The following is a 14,755-nucleotide window of genomic DNA, read 5'->3' on the forward strand; positions in this document are numbered from 1 at the left end:
GCCTCAAATGTCACGCGCTCGCTACATCTTGCCCATCGCCGTTGCGCTCTGGGCAGCCATTGCCGCGACCGTCTTCATCGTCACCGGGGCAAACGCGCCGGCCGACGACTGGAAGAATGCCACGGCCGGCTACCGGGGCGCGCTCGGCCAGAAGCAGGAAATACGAGTGAAGGTATTCGCAATCGGGAGGCTAATAACATGAGTGACGCTCACACAGTGCGTCTGGAGCCGGTCGGCGTCGAATTCGAGGTCGAGAGCGGCGAGACGGTTCTGAATGCGGCATTTCGCCAGGGCATCGCGCTGCCGCACGGCTGCAAGGAAGGACAGTGTTCGGCCTGCAAATGCGTGCTGCTGGACGGCGAGGTCGACATGCTCAGATATTCGACTTTCGCACTTAACGACATGGAGAAGGACACCGGCCACATACTCCTGTGCCGGACGCTCGCCTACTCCGACATGGCAGTGGAACTGCTCAACTATGATGAGGAGGTCCTCTCAAAGTCGATCGCGGTGAAGACCTATTACGGACGGATCGTCCATATCGAGCGGCTGACACACGACATCCGCGGGATTGAGATCGAACTCGACTCGTCGATCAAGTTCTGGGCCGGTCAATATGTCGACATCACAGTCACAACGGAAAAAGGGGAGACGATTACGCGCTCGTTCTCCATGGCAAATACGCCGGACGAAGCCGAAAAGCTCTCCTTCATCATCAAGAAATACCCCGAAGGAAAATTCTCGGGAGAGCTCGATTCCGGAGGAATCCGGGTCGGAGCCGAAGTCACCATAGTCGGACCCTACGGCACTTGCTTCCGGCGTGAGGGGCGGGATGGACCACTCGTGCTCGTTGGCGCCGGTTCCGGGATGTCGCCGATCTGGTCGATCCTGAACGACCACCTGAAGAGCGGCGAGGAACGGCCGGTCTATTTCTTCTACGGCGCCCGGACGCGCGAGGATCTCTTTCATCTCGATCGGATCGCCGATCTGACGGCGCGCCACCCCAGCGTGAATTTCATCCCCGTGCTGTCGCATGCCAACGGCGACGCCTCCTGGGAGGGATCGCGGGGCTTCGTGCATGAAAGCGTCGATGCCACGCTGAAGGAACTGGGGGTGGACGGGCAGGGCGATGTCTATGCCTGCGGTCCGCCGCCGATGATCGACGCGCTGCAACCTGTCCTGTTCATGAACGGGTTCGAAGCGGAGCGGATCTTCTTCGACAAGTTCACCACGTCGTCCAGCGCCACACCAGGCCATTGAGGAGTGCCCGTGGCGGGACATTCAGCAACTGCAACAAGGGAGTGAGAAATTATGCCAGCGATTTCGAGTTCAGTCGGTTCAGGAGCGGCCGGCGCCGCCGTATTCGCGGATTCCGACAGCCGCAAGTACCGTTACTACGATCCACGCGGCCAGCGCGCCACCCACTATGAGGACGTCACAGTCGACGTCCAGCCTGATCCCGAGCGGTACCTGATCCAGAACTGGATCATCAATTTCTCGAACGGCAAGGGCGCCTACGTGAAGGACAACACGGCCGCGCTCAGCTCGAATTGGCACGCCTTCCGTGCCCCCGACCAGGAATGGGAACGCACCCATTATCAGCGGCAGTCGAAGATCGAGACGATGGTGCAGAGCGTCATCGCCAACGGCCGGAAGTCCGGTGCGCCGAAGACCTATGACAAGGTTTGGGTGAAGATCCTGCAGTCGCATCTGGGCGCCTGGAAGCACGCGGAATTCGGCCTCGGCACCTCGCTGATGCAGGCGCAACGCTATGGTTACACCCAGATGATCAACAATGCCACGTTGACCAACTCTTCCTACAAGCTGCGGCTTGCCCAGGACATCACGCTTTATCTCGCCGAAATCGGAATGGACATCCCGGGATGGGACGACGCGCTCGGCAAAAAGGCCTGGCTCGAGGACGGGATCTGGCAGGGCACGCGCGAGGCGGTCGAGACGATCATGGGCTCGGCGGACTATCTCGAGCAGTACTTCGCGATCAACATCGTTTTCGAGCCGCTGGTCGGCGAACTGTTCCGCTCCGGCTTCCTGATGCAGTCGGCGGCAGCCAACCACGACTTCATCACCCCGCCGGTGATCTCCGCGGCTGAGGCCGACTACGACCGCAACCTCGCGAATACCATCGACCTCATCTACCTGCTCGCCCATGACGAGGTGCACGGCGCCCATAACCGGCAGCTCTTCCTGAGCTGGCTCTCCAAGCATCGGGCGCTGGCCGACAAGGCCGCTCTCGGCCTGCAGCCGATCTGGTCGATGCCGCATTCCAAGCCGATCTCGTTTGACGACATCCGGGCACAATCCCAGGAGCGGATCGGGCAAATCCTCGGCGAACTCGGTCTCAACAGCTGACATCAGGGAGAACGCACATGTCAACAGCAGCACGTGACGCTTCGAATTCCAATATCTTCAAATCGATGAAGGACATCACCTTCGAGCAGACGATCTCGCATCAGTGTGGGGTCACCATGAACGATTCCGTCGAGGCGCGCGCCATCGCCGAGTTCATGGGCCAGAAGCCGGGCGTCATCGTCACCTACCAGCCGGCGATGATCCGCATCGACGGCAACGGCAAGCTAATCTTCAAGATGGACGAGATCAGCGAGTTTCTCGGCCGCGAGATGACGGCGGAGATCTTCGAGGTGAACACGTCCACCCACTACGGGCGGATGGTCCGCATCGACGACAATACGGTGATCCTGTTCGGCGATATGGACGAGGTCTTCGAGTACATCTGACCAGGACCGCGAGAAAACGGTGCGCCGCCGGCGCACCGTTACGATCACACATGAACTGAGGAGGAAGTCATGTACAAAGCACCGGACGGCACAGAGATTTTCGTGGTCGATGGGCACACCCACTTCTGGGACGGAAGCCCCGAAAACCAGCGCAATATTCATGGCAAGCAGTTCGTGGACTGCTTCTACGCTTACCACACGGCGCTGAGCCCCGCAGAACAGCTCTGGCCAAAGGAAAAATTCGAGAAATACACGGCCGACGACCTCTATCGCGACCTGTTCATCGAGGGTCCCGACGACGTCGCGATCGTGCAGTCCACCTACCTCAAGGACTTCTACAAGAACGGCTTCAACACCATCGAGCGAAACGCCGAGATGGCCAAGCTCTACCCCGACCGCTTCATCGTAAATGGTTCCTTCGATCCACGGGACGGGGAGAAGGCGCTGGAGTACATCCACTTCATGAAGGAGACGTACGACGTCAAGGGCGTGAAGATGTACACGGCCGAATGGAACGGCGCCTCCAGGGGATGGAAGCTCACCGACCCCCAAGCCTACAAGTGCTTCGAGCTGTGCGAGAAGCTCGGCATCAAAAACATCCATGTCCACAAGGGCCCGACGATCATTCCGCTGAGCAAGGATGCCTTCGACGTCCACGACGTCGACTATGCGGCCACGGACTTCCAGAACCTCAACTGGATCATTGAGCATTGCGGGCTGCCGCGGCTCGACGATTTCTGTTGGATTGCGGTGCAGGAGACGAATGTTTATGGCGGGCTCGCGGTTGCGATGCCGTTCATTCATTCGAGGCCGCGCTACTTCGCCGAGGTGATGGCGGAACTTTTGTTCTGGCTTGGACCTGACAAGCTCCTCTTCGGCTCGGATTACGCCATCTGGAAGCCGCGCTGGCTGGTCGAGAAGTTCTGGGCCTTCGACCTGCCTGAGGATATTGCCCGCGAACGCGGCCTGGAACTGACGCCGGAGATCAAGGAAAAAATCCTCGGTCTGAACGCGGCGCGACTTTACGACATCGACGTCGCCTCCAGGAAGGCAGCGCTTGCCGCGTCGCCGTTCAGCGTGGCCGCGGAGTAGGGGCCATGAGCACGGCCCTCTCTGCCAACAACCGCCGAGGCGAGCTTTGGGCTCGCCTCACACGGGTCAATGATCCGGAGCTGGACGAGCCCGTGACCGATATGGGTTTCGTCGAGCGCGCCGAGGTGATGCAGAACGGATCGGTGGAGGTGGATTTCCGGTTGCCCACCTACTGGTGCTCGCCGAGCTTCGCCTTTCTGATGCTTGACGGCATCCGGCAGGCGCTCGACGGGCTCTCCTGGGCGCCTGCCTATACGATCCGGCTTCACGACCACATGTTCGCCGACGAGGTCAATCGCGGCATAGCGGCAGGCAAGCCGTTCAGCCTGATTTTCGACGAGCTGTCGAGCGACCAGGACATCGATGCACTGCGCGAGACTTTCCGCGTGAAGGCGTTCAAGCGGCGGCAGGAGGCGGTTCTGCTCGCCCTTCGAAAACAGGGACTGACCGACAGCGAAATCCTCGGCATGGACCTGTCGTCCTTCGATGCCGCAACGGTTGGCGGCGACGAAGCGGAGGCCATGAAGTCGCGATACCGCGAGGCACTGATCGAGCGTTGGCCCGGGCGAAAAGGTTGCGAACCGGCGTTCGTCACCTGGGACAACCGGGAGATTCCCCCGGATGCCTTCGGCGCCTATCTCGCCGAACTCAGGGCAGTGCGCATCAACATGGAATTCAACGGCGCACTGTGCCGGGGGCTCAAGGCAACCCGCTACAAGGAAATGGACGTCGTCGACGGAGAACCGACCTTGGTGGATTTCATGCTCGACCGCGTCCCGCCGCGCAACTGTACCGGCAGGCACGTGCAGCGCTGATACGACAACCTCGCCAGGCGAGACAATGATGGAGGAGCCGCCCTCGGGGCGGAAGGAGGAACTATGCCCAAACTTTTGATCCACAATTCTGAGGCCCGGCGCGCACTTGCCCGCGGCGTTTATCAGCTGGCTGCAGCCGTCGAGCCCACACTCGGGCCGAAAGGCATGAATGCCATGATCGACCGGCCGATCGGCACACCGATGGTCACACGCGACGGCGTCAGCATTGCATCCGAGATCGAACTGCACGACCGCTTCGAAAACATGGGCGCGCAGATTGTCCGCGAGGTGTCCATGCAGACGAACGAGATCGCTGGCGACGGCACCACAACGGCAATCGTCCTTGCCAACGCTCTCGTCCAGAAAGGGATCGAGGCGAACGAGCGTGGTGCAAAGTCCGTCGATCTCTGCAAGGGGATCGATCTTGCGGTCTCCAGTGTCATCGAGGCGCTGAAGGCGTCAGCCAAGCCGGCCGTGAACGGCAGTCTTGCCGCCGTTGCCAATATCGCCGCGACGGACCCGAAGCTCGGCGCGCTTGTCGCCGAAGCCTATGAAAGGGTGGGTGTCGAGGGTGTCATTACCACCGATTTCAGCGTGACGACCGACACGACCCTCAATGTCGTCGAGGGTATGTCCTTCGACCGCGGCTATCTCTCCCATCACATGGTCACGGACCAGGAGAAGATGGAGGTCGTGCTTGAACGGCCGTTCATCCTGATGACGGATCTGAAGATCCGCGAACCACAAGCGCTCGACACGGTTCGCGCGCTCGCAGAGAAGGCTGGCCGGCCGCTTCTTATCATTGCCGAGGAAGTGTCGCCGGAAGTGGTCGTTACCCTGCTTGGACGGGAGGGCCCGGGAAAATACCTCGTTGTGCACCCCCCGGAATACGGCCATTGGCGCAAGGCAATGCTGGAGGACCTTGCAATCCTTTGCGGGGGTCGGGTCATTGCCCGTGACCTCGGCGGAAGGTTGGAGGACGTCACCGACGACGATCTCGGAACCGCCGAGCGCGTACGCACCAGCGCCACGCAAACATCGGTGATCGGCGGCGGCGGCGACGCGTCGAAGATCGCCGCACGGCGCGCGCAGGTGCAGCGGCAATATGAAGTGGCTCCGCCCAACATAGAGCAGGACAAATTGCGTGAGCGGCTGGCCAAACTGTCCGGCGGCACGGCGGTTCTCTATGCGGGCGGTGTCACGCCCGTCGAGCAGAAGCGGACGATACAACTTATCGAGGATTCGCTGCACGCGGTCAGGGCGGCTGTCGAGGATGGCGTCGTCGCAGGCGGCGGCACGGCACTCGCGCAGGTCGCGCCGGTTCTGGATGCCGTCTTTGCAAAGGCGTCAGGTGATGTCGCCGAGGGCGTCCGGCTGGTGAAATCAGTGCTGTCGCGACCGCTCTGGCGGATTGTCGAAAATGCCGGCGGCGACCCTGAAGCCGTCGTGGCCAGGGTCTCCGGCGTCAACGGCGGCTTCGGCTACAATGCTGCGCTCGGAGAATATCAGAACATGTACGAGGCCGGCATCATCGATCCGGTGCGGGTTACCTGCACGGCGCTGAAGAATGCAGCCTCGGTAGCCAAGCTCATTCTGACGACGGAAACGCTGGTCGGCGACCTTGCGGAGGATGAGGACCCGACAGCCGGACCGGCCCTCGGCGGCGGAGCGGAGAAACTCGGCCGTCCGTAGGCGCAATGGGCGCGTCCCGCTCAGGGGCGGCCCGGGATAAGAACTCATGCGCGCTTCGTCTGATGAGCGCGTTCTCGAAATCACGCTGGAGGGAAATATGGATACAAAGGTGAACACCATGGGCAAATGTCCGATCGCGCACGCACACGCGACGCTGGGGGGTATGTCGAACCGGGACTGGTGGCCGAACCAGTTGAACCTCAAAATCCTCCACCAGAATTCCTCCCTGTCCGATCCGATAGGGCAGGCATTCAACTACGCCGAAGCCTTCGAGAGACTCGACCTGGACGCCGTCAAGCAGGACCTCTATGCCCTGATGACGGACTCGCAAGACTGGTGGCCGGCTGATTTCGGTCATTACGGCCCGCTCTTCATCCGCATGGCATGGCATAGCGCCGGAAGCTACCGTACCGGCGATGGCCGCGGCGGCGCTTGCTCCGGCACACAGCGATTTGCGCCCCTTAACAGCTGGCCGGATAACGCCAACCTCGATAAGGCGCGCCGGCTGCTCTGGCCGATCAAGCAGAAATACGGCAACGGGATCTCCTGGGCCGATCTGATGATCCTTGCCGGAAACTGCGCGCTAGAATCCATGGGCTTCAAGACCTTCGGCTTCGGCGGCGGCCGCGAGGATGTCTGGGAGCCGGAGGAGGATATCTATTGGGGCGCCGAGGACACCTGGCTCGGCGAAAGGCGCTACACGGGCGAACGAGGCCTCGAAAGTCCTCTCGCTGCCGTGCAGATGGGTCTGATCTACGTGAACCCGGAGGGGCCGAACGGCAATCCTGATCCCGTCGCGGCCGCCGCGGATATCCGCGAGACCTTCGGCCGTATGGGCATGAACGACGAAGAGACCGTCGCCCTCATCGCCGGGGGACATTCCTTCGGCAAGACCCATGGCGCGGGCGATCCCTCGCTGGTCGGTCCGGAACCCGAGGGCGCCGGCCTCGCGGAGCAAGGTTTTGGCTGGAAGAGCAGCTTTGGCAGCGGCAAGGCTGGTGATACCATTACCAGCGGCCTCGAGGTCACATGGACCACGACGCCGACGAAGTGGAGCAACGGCTTCTTCTCGAACCTGTTCGGTTATGAGTGGGAGCTGACGAGAAGTCCGGCCGGCGCTCATCAGTGGAAGCCGAAACATGGTGCAGGCGCCGGTTCGGTGCCGGATGCCCACGACCCGGCGAAGCGGCACGCGCCATCGATGCTGACCACCGACCTCGCTTTGCGGTTCGATCCTGCCTACGAGAAGATCTCGCGCCGCTTCTTCGAAAACCCGGACCAGTTCGCGGATGCCTTTGCCCGGGCGTGGTTCAAGCTGACGCACCGCGACATGGGTCCGCGCTCGCGGTATCTCGGCCCCGAAGTTCCCTCAGAGGAGCTCATCTGGCAGGATCCGGTCCCGGACGTCGATCATGAGTTGGTTGACGCGCAGGACATCGCCACCCTCAAAGGCATGATCCTTGAATCGGGTCTGTCTATTTCTGAGCTGGTCTCGACCGCCTGGGCGTCGGCCTCGACCTTCCGCGGCTCCGACAAGCGCGGCGGCGCCAACGGCGCACGCATACGCCTCGCGCCGCAGAAGGAATGGCCGGTCAACCAGCCGGCCCAGCTAGCCGTGGTGCTCGAAACCCTCGAAGGCATCCAGAAGGCGTTCAATGACCGGCAATCGGGCGGCAAGAGAGTGTCGCTCGCCGACCTGATCGTGCTCGGCGGTTGCGCGGCCGTCGAGCGGGCGGCGCGGGACGCCGGCTATCACGTGGACGTTCCCTTCTCGCCCGGTCGTACGGACGCTTCCCAGGAGCAGACCGATGTCGACTCCTTTGCCGTTCTTGAGCCGATCGCCGACGGGTTCCGCAACTACCAGAAGGCCGAATTCACCGTCTCGGCCGAGGAACTGCTGATCGACAAGGCGCAACTCCTGACGCTGACCGCGCCCGAGATGACCGTCCTCGTCGGCGGCATGCGCGTCTTGAACACGAATGTCGGACAGTCCCAATACGGCGTCTTTACCAAGCGCCCGGAGACACTCTCCACCGACTTCTTCGTGAACCTGCTCGACATGGGCACGGTCTGGAAGGCGGCCTCTGAGGCTGAAGAGGTTTTCGAGGGCTTCGACCGCGCGACCGGCGAGCGGAAGTGGACCGGCACGCGCGTCGACCTGGTCTTCGGTTCGAACTCCCAGCTTCGGGCGATTGCCGAAGTCTACGCACAAGCGGATTCGGGCGCGAAGTTCGTGGTAGACTTCATAGCGGCCTGGAATAAGGTAATGAACGCTGATCGGTTTGATTGGCGCTAAGGAGGGTTTCCCGCCTTATCACGCTTGCGCTTCCCGGCCACATGAGGTCTCGCGATTACGAATCGCAGCCTACGGGTCCGGACTCCTCCGGACCCGTTGTTTCGACGACGACGCTCTGATCACGCGTGGGTCTCTTCACTGAAGTTAAGTGAAGCTGCGACGGATGCCGTACTGCTCGAGCTTACGGTAGAGGGTCGGCCGCGAAATTCCTAGCCTCTGGGCAACCCGGCTCAGATTGCCATGCTCGGCCTCGAGAGCGTCTCGGAGGAACTTCTCATCCGCATTCGCGATACGACAGTGCATTTCACTTCCGGATTCGCCCTCTGGCGAGGCGGTCCAGGCCGCAGCACGCTCCGTGATCTCCCTCGGCAGATCGGCCAAGCTGACTTGTTGGCCTCCCGCCAGGACATGAAGCCTTTCCACCAGGTTTTTCAACTCGCGCACGTTTCCTGGCCAAGAGTAGTCGAGAAGCCTGTCGAACGCCTCGGCAGCGAAATCAAGCGGCGGGGCGCCGGTCCGCTCGGCAATGTTGCGGTTGAAATGATCGAGCAGGAGGGCGATGTCGCCATCCCGTTCGCGCAACGGCGGCACGTTGATAACAACGGTGCTTATCCGGTAGTACAGATCACGCCGGAACCGCCCCGCTGCCACCTCTTGCTTCAGGTCGCGGTTCGTCGAGGCGATCAGATGTACATCGACCGGCCGGCCACGGTTGTCTCCGAGGCGATAGACGACACGCTCTTCCAGAACGCGCAGCAGGAAAGGTTGAATATCCAGCGGCATCTCGCCGATCTCGTCGAGACAGAGAACCCCTCCGTTGGCCAATTCGAACGCCCCCGCCTTTCCCTCACGGCTTGCCCCCGTAAATGCACCGGCGACGTGGCCGAAAAGCTCGCTGCCGAACAACTCCCGCGTGATTGCCCCGCAGTTGAGGGCGATAAATGGCGAACTATCCGAGCGCCGGCTGACGAGATGAACCAGCCGGGCGAAAAGCTCTTTGCCGACGCCCGTTTCACCCTCGATCAGCAGTGAGGTGACTTCGCTCGATTGGGCGACCCTGCAAGCCACATCGATAGCGGCATGCATCGCTTCGCTTTGACCGACGATCAGCTTGGCCACTTCGGGCGTCGGGCATCGTGGGCGCCGGGGGGAAGGAATGGCTACTTGGCGGGCTTCGGCCGGAAACACGAGGGCCGCGCCCTGAAAATCACCGTCCACGGTGAGGGGGCTCACGTGGCAAGAGCGCAGCCGGTCGGGAAGCGCAGCAGCGAGTTCGGCAATTGTGCGAGGCCCCGCCGCAGGCAGCAACCGCCGGCCGCGCCCTGTCGAAAGCGGCTCGGGAAATTCCGCCAGCCTGTTGGCGGGAACGTTGTTGCAATAGACGGCCCGTCCAAGATGGTCGATGATTATCAGACCGTCGGTGCGTCTGTAGCAAGGTGCTTCGGCGATGAAGGCTTCAAGCAGGCGGGTGCGTTGGGTGTTCTGGTGGTCGGCCAGGGCCTTCTCGATCTCCCGCGCAGCGGCCGCGACCAGCACGGTGTTGTGCGGCCGGAAGATGTCCGGGTGCCCGGACAGGTCAACCACGCCGATGATCCGTCCGTCGAACGGGTCGCGGATCGGTGCGCCGGCGCAGGTCCACGACTTTATGCCGGCGCAGAAATGTTCCGCAGCATGCACGAAGACGGGTTCTCCGGCCCAAAGCGCGGTGCCGATTCCGTTGGTGCCGACAACGTCCTCGGTCCACTTGCCGCCAATGGCGAGATGGATATCCATTCCATCGTGAATTGTGCGCTTGTCACCGATCGCGTCAATCAACACACCATTTTCGTCGGCCAACACGAGCATTGCTCCGGTGCCGTCGAGAAGGTTTCCGACGACCGCAAAGGAGCGGCGCGCCGCAGTCAACAACTCGCTGCTATTGCGGGTCAGGCATTCGAGGTCATCCTTGCTGTTGCTGAGGGGGGCTTCGTGTTGCTGAGCGTCGATGCCGCCAGAAATGCAACGCCCCCAGGAATCATGGATGATCCCGCGTACCGGACGCTCGCGACGGGCCTTTCCGGCTTCTCCGGACAATAGGTTTTCCCAGGCGGACATCGTCGCATATTCGTCGTAATCACCCGCCAGCATTAGCGGTGCTCTGACCTTTCCTTCTGACGACATCCTGGTGCGCTTGGTCCTTTCTTCTGGGTCGGCTTATGTCTCTGCTTGAGATACTATATTTCGTGCGATGATGACGAATAAAGGGGCCGGGCTGAGCTGCGCCATAGCTACGTGGTGATCCCAAGAGCCGAGCTGATTTCTTCTGCGAGTTTCTCTTCGGTGTATTTCGACTCAAGGGTCCTGCCGTCGAAATCCGAAAGCGCGTCAGTGAAGGTCTCGTCCAACGGGGAGATGAAGCCGTTCTCCTTCGTGGCGAGCACAAAGACCTCCACACCATTTTTCCGTCGGATTTCACCGAGATAGTGGATTTGGCGCCCGGTGTTCCTGTCCACCACAACCACCCGGCCATTCAAGCTGATCCGGATGTAGGGCAACGCCTCCGCGGAGGACGCTGATCCGGAACCTACGTGATGGATAATGAGGCCTTCAGCCTTTTGTGTTGGCGGATTTGCCGTCTTGTTGGCTGAATAGGCGCCGCCGCTGATGTGATCGGCAATGCGCGTTATGACGGACCGGTTGCGCTCGATCAATTGCTTGATCTCAGCGTCCTCGCGTCGCGGGCCGTCGCGCCTCGAAATGATTTCGACCATCGAACCTCCTCCCAAGGATCTCGTTGGTCGGAGCGTCTGCCGAACACTCCTCAAGTCTGGCAGCTTAGCAAATTGCACGGTTTATTGGTAGTAATGGGCTGCTACGCTCGGATGTTGGTGGATGATGGCTTGCCGACGGTTTCTGTGGGTTGCGGTCGGCGGGTGATTGCGCTCGCGAATGTTCGGCCTGACCATTGGGGGGAACGGAGATCGAGGATGCACGGGATCCACTTTGACGGCTTGGGTGAAGCCGAGCTGATCACGCGGCTGCAGCTTCTGCACCAGCAAAGACAAGCTGTGCCTCGTCGAGCTGCTGCGCACTGCGCTGGCCCGCCCTGCTAACCCCAAGTGGGTTGCAGGTCATTCTCCTCAGCCACGGCACCATGCTGGAAAACCTCTTCAACAAGCATGCAGGCAGTGGATTCTGGTGGCATCAGCGTCTGGAGGGCGTGCCTCAGTTCAGGGTCAAGCCGCAGACCGGCGCGGTCAACAAGGTCAAGGATCAGACCATGGCCATGTTGTAGGCCGGCCCGCTTCGGCGTTCCTTGCCAAGCCCCCGGCGGTAATATTGGCGGAACCGACGAACAGCCTGCCCGAGCGCCGGCCGATCTGAAGCTCAACCTTTGGGTGAAACAACCCCTTCGCGACCGGAGGCGAAAACAGCTCGTAGTCACGGCCCAACTGCATCGGAAGTTCAGAGCCGTCGGACAGTAGAGCGACCCCATCCGTTCATCCGAGACGAGAAGGAGATTGCTGGCCCCGCTCGCCATCAGGTGGGGAAGCATGAGCTCTTCGAAGGCGCCAAACTCGATCGCGAAGGTCGTGGAGATCACAGTATGGAATGGGCGGGATCCTCGCCGCCCTATGCGCTCTAGGTATTTCACGCGTTAGCTCCGAGGATGGCACGAGCTCCGAGGATGGCACGACCCCGTGCAGCCGGTCCCTGATCGAAGATAACGGGGGCTCGCGACGGGTTTGTTGACCCGGGAATGACGGGATTCTTACAAAAAGGTCAAATCAGATGGGTCCACAGGCCAGCGGCCGTTGCGGAAATTCTAAAAAAATAATCCAGGCAATATATTTACCATTTGGCATGCCTCTTGCTTGGCGCATGCAGATCTTAGCAGTGTGCATCCTCATTAAAGGATGCAGAGCCGCGAGGTAGTAGCCTTGAAGTCCAGAGATGTGCGTGCCCAAGCCTATTCGATGCCGCTGACAAGCCCCGCCTGCCCAAGGGGACCACATCGCTTCGTCGATCGCGAGTACCTTATCATTACCTACCGGACGGACCCCGACCGGTTGCGCGGCGTGGTCCCTCAGCCTCTCGAATTCCATGATCCCTTAGTACAGTTTGAGTTTATTCGAATGCCCGACTCTGCGGGTTTCGGGAGCTACATTGAATCTGGCCAGGTCATTCCCGTTCGGTTTAACGACGTGACAGGCGGCTATTCGCACGCAATGTATTTGGACGACGGACCGCCAATTCTTGGTGGCCGTGAGTTGTGGGGGTTCCCGAAGAAATACGCGCATCCTGCCGTCGAGGTCTATAGGGACACACTGGTGGGCACCCTCGACTACGGCCCGGTCCGGATCGCAACAGGCACCATGGGCTTTAAACATTGGGCACTCGACCACACCGAGGTGCTGGCCTCGCTGTGCAAGCCGACGTTCCTGCTGAAGATTATCCCGCATGTCGATGGCAGTCTGCGCGTGTGCGAACTCGTAAGCCTTAAGATGGAGGACGTGATATTGAAGGGCGCATGGGGCGGTCCCGCAAGCCTGGACTTACGGCCACACGCGCTCGCGCCCGTTGCCGATCTACCGGTTCTGGAGGTCGTTTCAGCTGCCCATTTCATTGCGGATCTGACGCTCGACCTCGGCACAGTTGTTCACGACTACCTGGCGGAACCGCACACCGCGTGAACCGCGATCAAAGTGTCGACACGCGAGAGCCGAGGCAATCCCATGTCCGACCAAGTGAAACTGAAAAAAAGCGTAGATCTGGCGCTTCAGGGTGGCGGGTCCCACGGTGCTTTGACCTGGGGAGTGCTGGATCGGCTGTTGGAAGATAATCGCATCCGCATCTGCAGTATCAGCGGGACGAGCGCCGGCGCAATGAATGCGGTCGTGCTTGCGGACGGCCTGGAGAAAGGCGGGGCGGAAGGTGGACGCGAGGCGTTGGCAGGATTCTGGAAGGCAGTCAGCGACGCTGCGCGTTGGTCGCCGCTGCAGCGCACCCTTTGGGATCGCATGTCGAACAATTACAGTCTCGACCACTCCGCGGCCTATATCTGGTTCGAACAGTTTACGCGGCTGTTCTCTCCCTATCAACTGAACCCGTTCGACATCAATCCTCTGCGCGACCTGATCGCCGGCACAAACGATTTCGACGCCGTCAATCGGTGCTCCAGCCTGAAGGTGTTCGTCACGGCTACCAACGTGCGCACGGGCCGGGCCAAGGTGTTCACGCAACCCGATCTCTCGGTCGACACCGTCATGGCGTCCGCCTGCCTGCCGTTCATGTTCAAGGCGGTCGAGATCGACGGCGAAGCCTATTGGGATGGTGGCTATATCGGCAATCCCGCTCTCTATCCGCTTGTCGACGATCGCGCCACCCGAGACATCGTGATCGTCCAGATCAACCCGCTTATCCGCGAGGAATTGCCGACGACCGGCCGGGCAATCATCAACCGGCTGAACGAAGTGACCTTCAATGCAGCGCTCCTGAACGAGTTGCGTTCCATCCACCTCCTGCACGAGTTGATCGAGGCGGAAGGGCTGGAGTCCGAGCGATATCGGGACAGCTACGTTCATCTGATCCATGCCCACGAGGAGGTCCAGGACCTTAGCGCCTCAAGCAAATTCGCGCCCGAATGGAGCTATCTCCTCTATCTCAAGGAGCGCGGACGGACCTGGGCCGAAAGCTTTATCGACCAGCATTTCGATGACCTTGGCGTCCGCTCGACGCTCGATCTCGGTCAGCTGTTCAGCGACAGTTTCAGGTTGCCCCAGATCGACGACGCGCCATCCAACAGCCCCGCGACGGAGTGACCGATGATCGGAATCCTGATCATTTTCACGGCCCTTGGTGCACCCCTCTCGCTATCGAGGTGTTAGCCTTCTCATCCTAGCACGGGGACCGGCCATTCTTTCCGTAGGCGCGATTTGAGAGAGGTGTTGTCTAGGGCATAGACTCATAACCACCTGATCCAGATGCGTGTCGCAGCCAGCTTGATTGCAGCGAGAAAGTTGCGTGGGTCTTTGTCGTATCCGGCACGCGTCAGTGGTGACATGTTACCACCACAAAGCAGCGCCCAGGTCTTATTGTCCCGAGCGCACTAAACGGCGAAGCAA

Annotated in this window: 13 protein-coding genes; 11 read left to right on the forward strand and 2 right to left on the reverse strand. The window is 60.8% G+C overall.

Annotation, left to right across the window (positions count from 1 at the left end; all coding sequences use genetic code 11):
* Window positions 1–7 precede the first annotated feature (7 nt).
* The 8 genes from SINAR_RS0131360 (at window position 8) to katG (ending at window position 8,651) form a co-directional block, all read left to right on the forward strand.
* On the forward strand, window positions 8–202 hold the full coding sequence (locus SINAR_RS0131360; protein WP_150852069.1) for a hypothetical protein: 195 nt from the start codon (window positions 8–10) through the stop codon (window positions 200–202).
* Window positions 199–1,260, forward strand: a complete 1,062-nt coding sequence (locus SINAR_RS0131365; protein WP_028002704.1) for an NADH:ubiquinone reductase (Na(+)-transporting) subunit F — start codon at window positions 199–201, stop codon at window positions 1,258–1,260. Before SINAR_RS0131360 ends, SINAR_RS0131365 begins: the two co-directional genes overlap by 4 nt.
* A gap of 51 nt (window positions 1,261–1,311) precedes the next feature.
* Window positions 1,312–2,370: an aromatic/alkene monooxygenase hydroxylase subunit beta gene (locus tag SINAR_RS0131370; protein WP_028002705.1), complete on the forward strand. Its 1,059-nt coding sequence runs from the start codon at window positions 1,312–1,314 to the stop codon at window positions 2,368–2,370.
* A 17-nt stretch (window positions 2,371–2,387) separates the two neighbouring features.
* On the forward strand, window positions 2,388–2,756 hold the full coding sequence (locus SINAR_RS0131375) for an MmoB/DmpM family protein (protein WP_028002706.1): 369 nt from the start codon (window positions 2,388–2,390) through the stop codon (window positions 2,754–2,756).
* Window positions 2,757–2,825: 69 nt separating this feature from the next.
* Window positions 2,826–3,848 (forward strand): amidohydrolase family protein, encoded by a 1,023-nt coding sequence (locus tag SINAR_RS0131380; protein ID WP_028002707.1) that lies wholly within the window; start codon window positions 2,826–2,828, stop codon window positions 3,846–3,848.
* A 5-nt stretch (window positions 3,849–3,853) separates the two neighbouring features.
* The gene (locus SINAR_RS01000000134385) at window positions 3,854–4,663 is read left to right on the forward strand and encodes an iron-sulfur cluster assembly protein (protein WP_050577634.1); all 810 of its coding nucleotides are present in this window, start codon (window positions 3,854–3,856) and stop codon (window positions 4,661–4,663) included.
* Between the two features lie 63 nt (window positions 4,664–4,726).
* Window positions 4,727–6,355 carry a molecular chaperone GroEL gene (locus SINAR_RS0131390; protein WP_028002708.1) on the forward strand — a complete coding sequence of 543 codons (1,629 nt, stop codon included), beginning with the start codon at window positions 4,727–4,729 and terminating at the stop codon, window positions 6,353–6,355.
* A 97-nt stretch (window positions 6,356–6,452) separates the two neighbouring features.
* On the forward strand, window positions 6,453–8,651 hold the full coding sequence (gene katG / locus SINAR_RS0131395; protein WP_028002709.1) for a catalase/peroxidase HPI: 2,199 nt from the start codon (window positions 6,453–6,455) through the stop codon (window positions 8,649–8,651).
* Window positions 8,652–8,795: 144 nt separating this feature from the next.
* On the opposite strand, the gene SINAR_RS0131400 is transcribed toward katG, so the two are convergent.
* Together SINAR_RS0131400 and SINAR_RS0131405 are read right to left on the reverse strand one after the other, a co-directional pair.
* Window positions 8,796–10,778 carry a sigma-54-dependent Fis family transcriptional regulator gene (locus tag SINAR_RS0131400; protein WP_028002710.1) on the reverse strand — a complete coding sequence of 661 codons (1,983 nt, stop codon included), beginning with the start codon at window positions 10,776–10,778 and terminating at the stop codon, window positions 8,796–8,798.
* A gap of 140 nt (window positions 10,779–10,918) precedes the next feature.
* Window positions 10,919–11,341 (reverse strand): hypothetical protein, encoded by a 423-nt coding sequence (locus SINAR_RS0131405; RefSeq protein WP_234710698.1) that lies wholly within the window; start codon window positions 11,339–11,341, stop codon window positions 10,919–10,921.
* A 413-nt stretch (window positions 11,342–11,754) separates the two neighbouring features.
* On the opposite strand from SINAR_RS0131405, the gene SINAR_RS1000000137260 reads away from it, so the two are divergent.
* From SINAR_RS1000000137260 to SINAR_RS0131420, 3 genes are all read left to right on the forward strand, one after another.
* A complete protein-coding gene (locus tag SINAR_RS1000000137260; protein ID WP_158500213.1) occupies window positions 11,755–11,925 on the forward strand; it encodes a hypothetical protein in 171 nt (56 codons plus the stop codon).
* A 646-nt stretch (window positions 11,926–12,571) separates the two neighbouring features.
* Window positions 12,572–13,324, forward strand: coding sequence for an acetoacetate decarboxylase (locus SINAR_RS0131415; protein WP_028002712.1), 753 nt, complete (start codon window positions 12,572–12,574; stop codon window positions 13,322–13,324).
* 42 nt (window positions 13,325–13,366) lie between these two features.
* Window positions 13,367–14,452, forward strand: a complete 1,086-nt coding sequence (locus tag SINAR_RS0131420) for a patatin-like phospholipase family protein (RefSeq protein WP_028002713.1) — start codon at window positions 13,367–13,369, stop codon at window positions 14,450–14,452.
* Window positions 14,453–14,755: the final 303 nt, after the last annotated feature.

This window comes from Sinorhizobium arboris LMG 14919, from assembly GCF_000427465.1.
GTDB lineage: Bacteria > Pseudomonadota > Alphaproteobacteria > Rhizobiales > Rhizobiaceae > Sinorhizobium > Sinorhizobium arboris.

What these genes read in the sequence shown, in the direction of transcription:
- SINAR_RS0131360 (WP_150852069.1), top strand. Translation starts at nt 8, where the DNA reads ATGTCACGCGCTCGCTACATCTTGCCCATCGCCGTTGCGCTCTGGGCA.
- SINAR_RS0131365 (WP_028002704.1), top strand. Translation starts at nt 199, where the DNA reads ATGAGTGACGCTCACACAGTGCGTCTGGAGCCGGTCGGCGTCGAATTC.
- SINAR_RS0131370 (WP_028002705.1), top strand. Translation starts at nt 1,312, where the DNA reads ATGCCAGCGATTTCGAGTTCAGTCGGTTCAGGAGCGGCCGGCGCCGCC.
- SINAR_RS0131375 (WP_028002706.1), top strand. Translation starts at nt 2,388, where the DNA reads ATGTCAACAGCAGCACGTGACGCTTCGAATTCCAATATCTTCAAATCG.
- SINAR_RS0131380 (WP_028002707.1), top strand. Translation starts at nt 2,826, where the DNA reads ATGTACAAAGCACCGGACGGCACAGAGATTTTCGTGGTCGATGGGCAC.
- SINAR_RS01000000134385 (WP_050577634.1), top strand. Translation starts at nt 3,854, where the DNA reads ATGAGCACGGCCCTCTCTGCCAACAACCGCCGAGGCGAGCTTTGGGCT.
- SINAR_RS0131390 (WP_028002708.1), top strand. Translation starts at nt 4,727, where the DNA reads ATGCCCAAACTTTTGATCCACAATTCTGAGGCCCGGCGCGCACTTGCC.
- katG (WP_028002709.1), top strand. Translation starts at nt 6,453, where the DNA reads ATGGATACAAAGGTGAACACCATGGGCAAATGTCCGATCGCGCACGCA.
- SINAR_RS0131400 (WP_028002710.1), bottom strand. Translation starts at nt 10,778, where the DNA reads ATGCTGGCGGGTGATTACGACGAATATGCGACGATGTCCGCCTGGGAA.
- SINAR_RS0131420 (WP_028002713.1), top strand. Translation starts at nt 13,367, where the DNA reads ATGTCCGACCAAGTGAAACTGAAAAAAAGCGTAGATCTGGCGCTTCAG.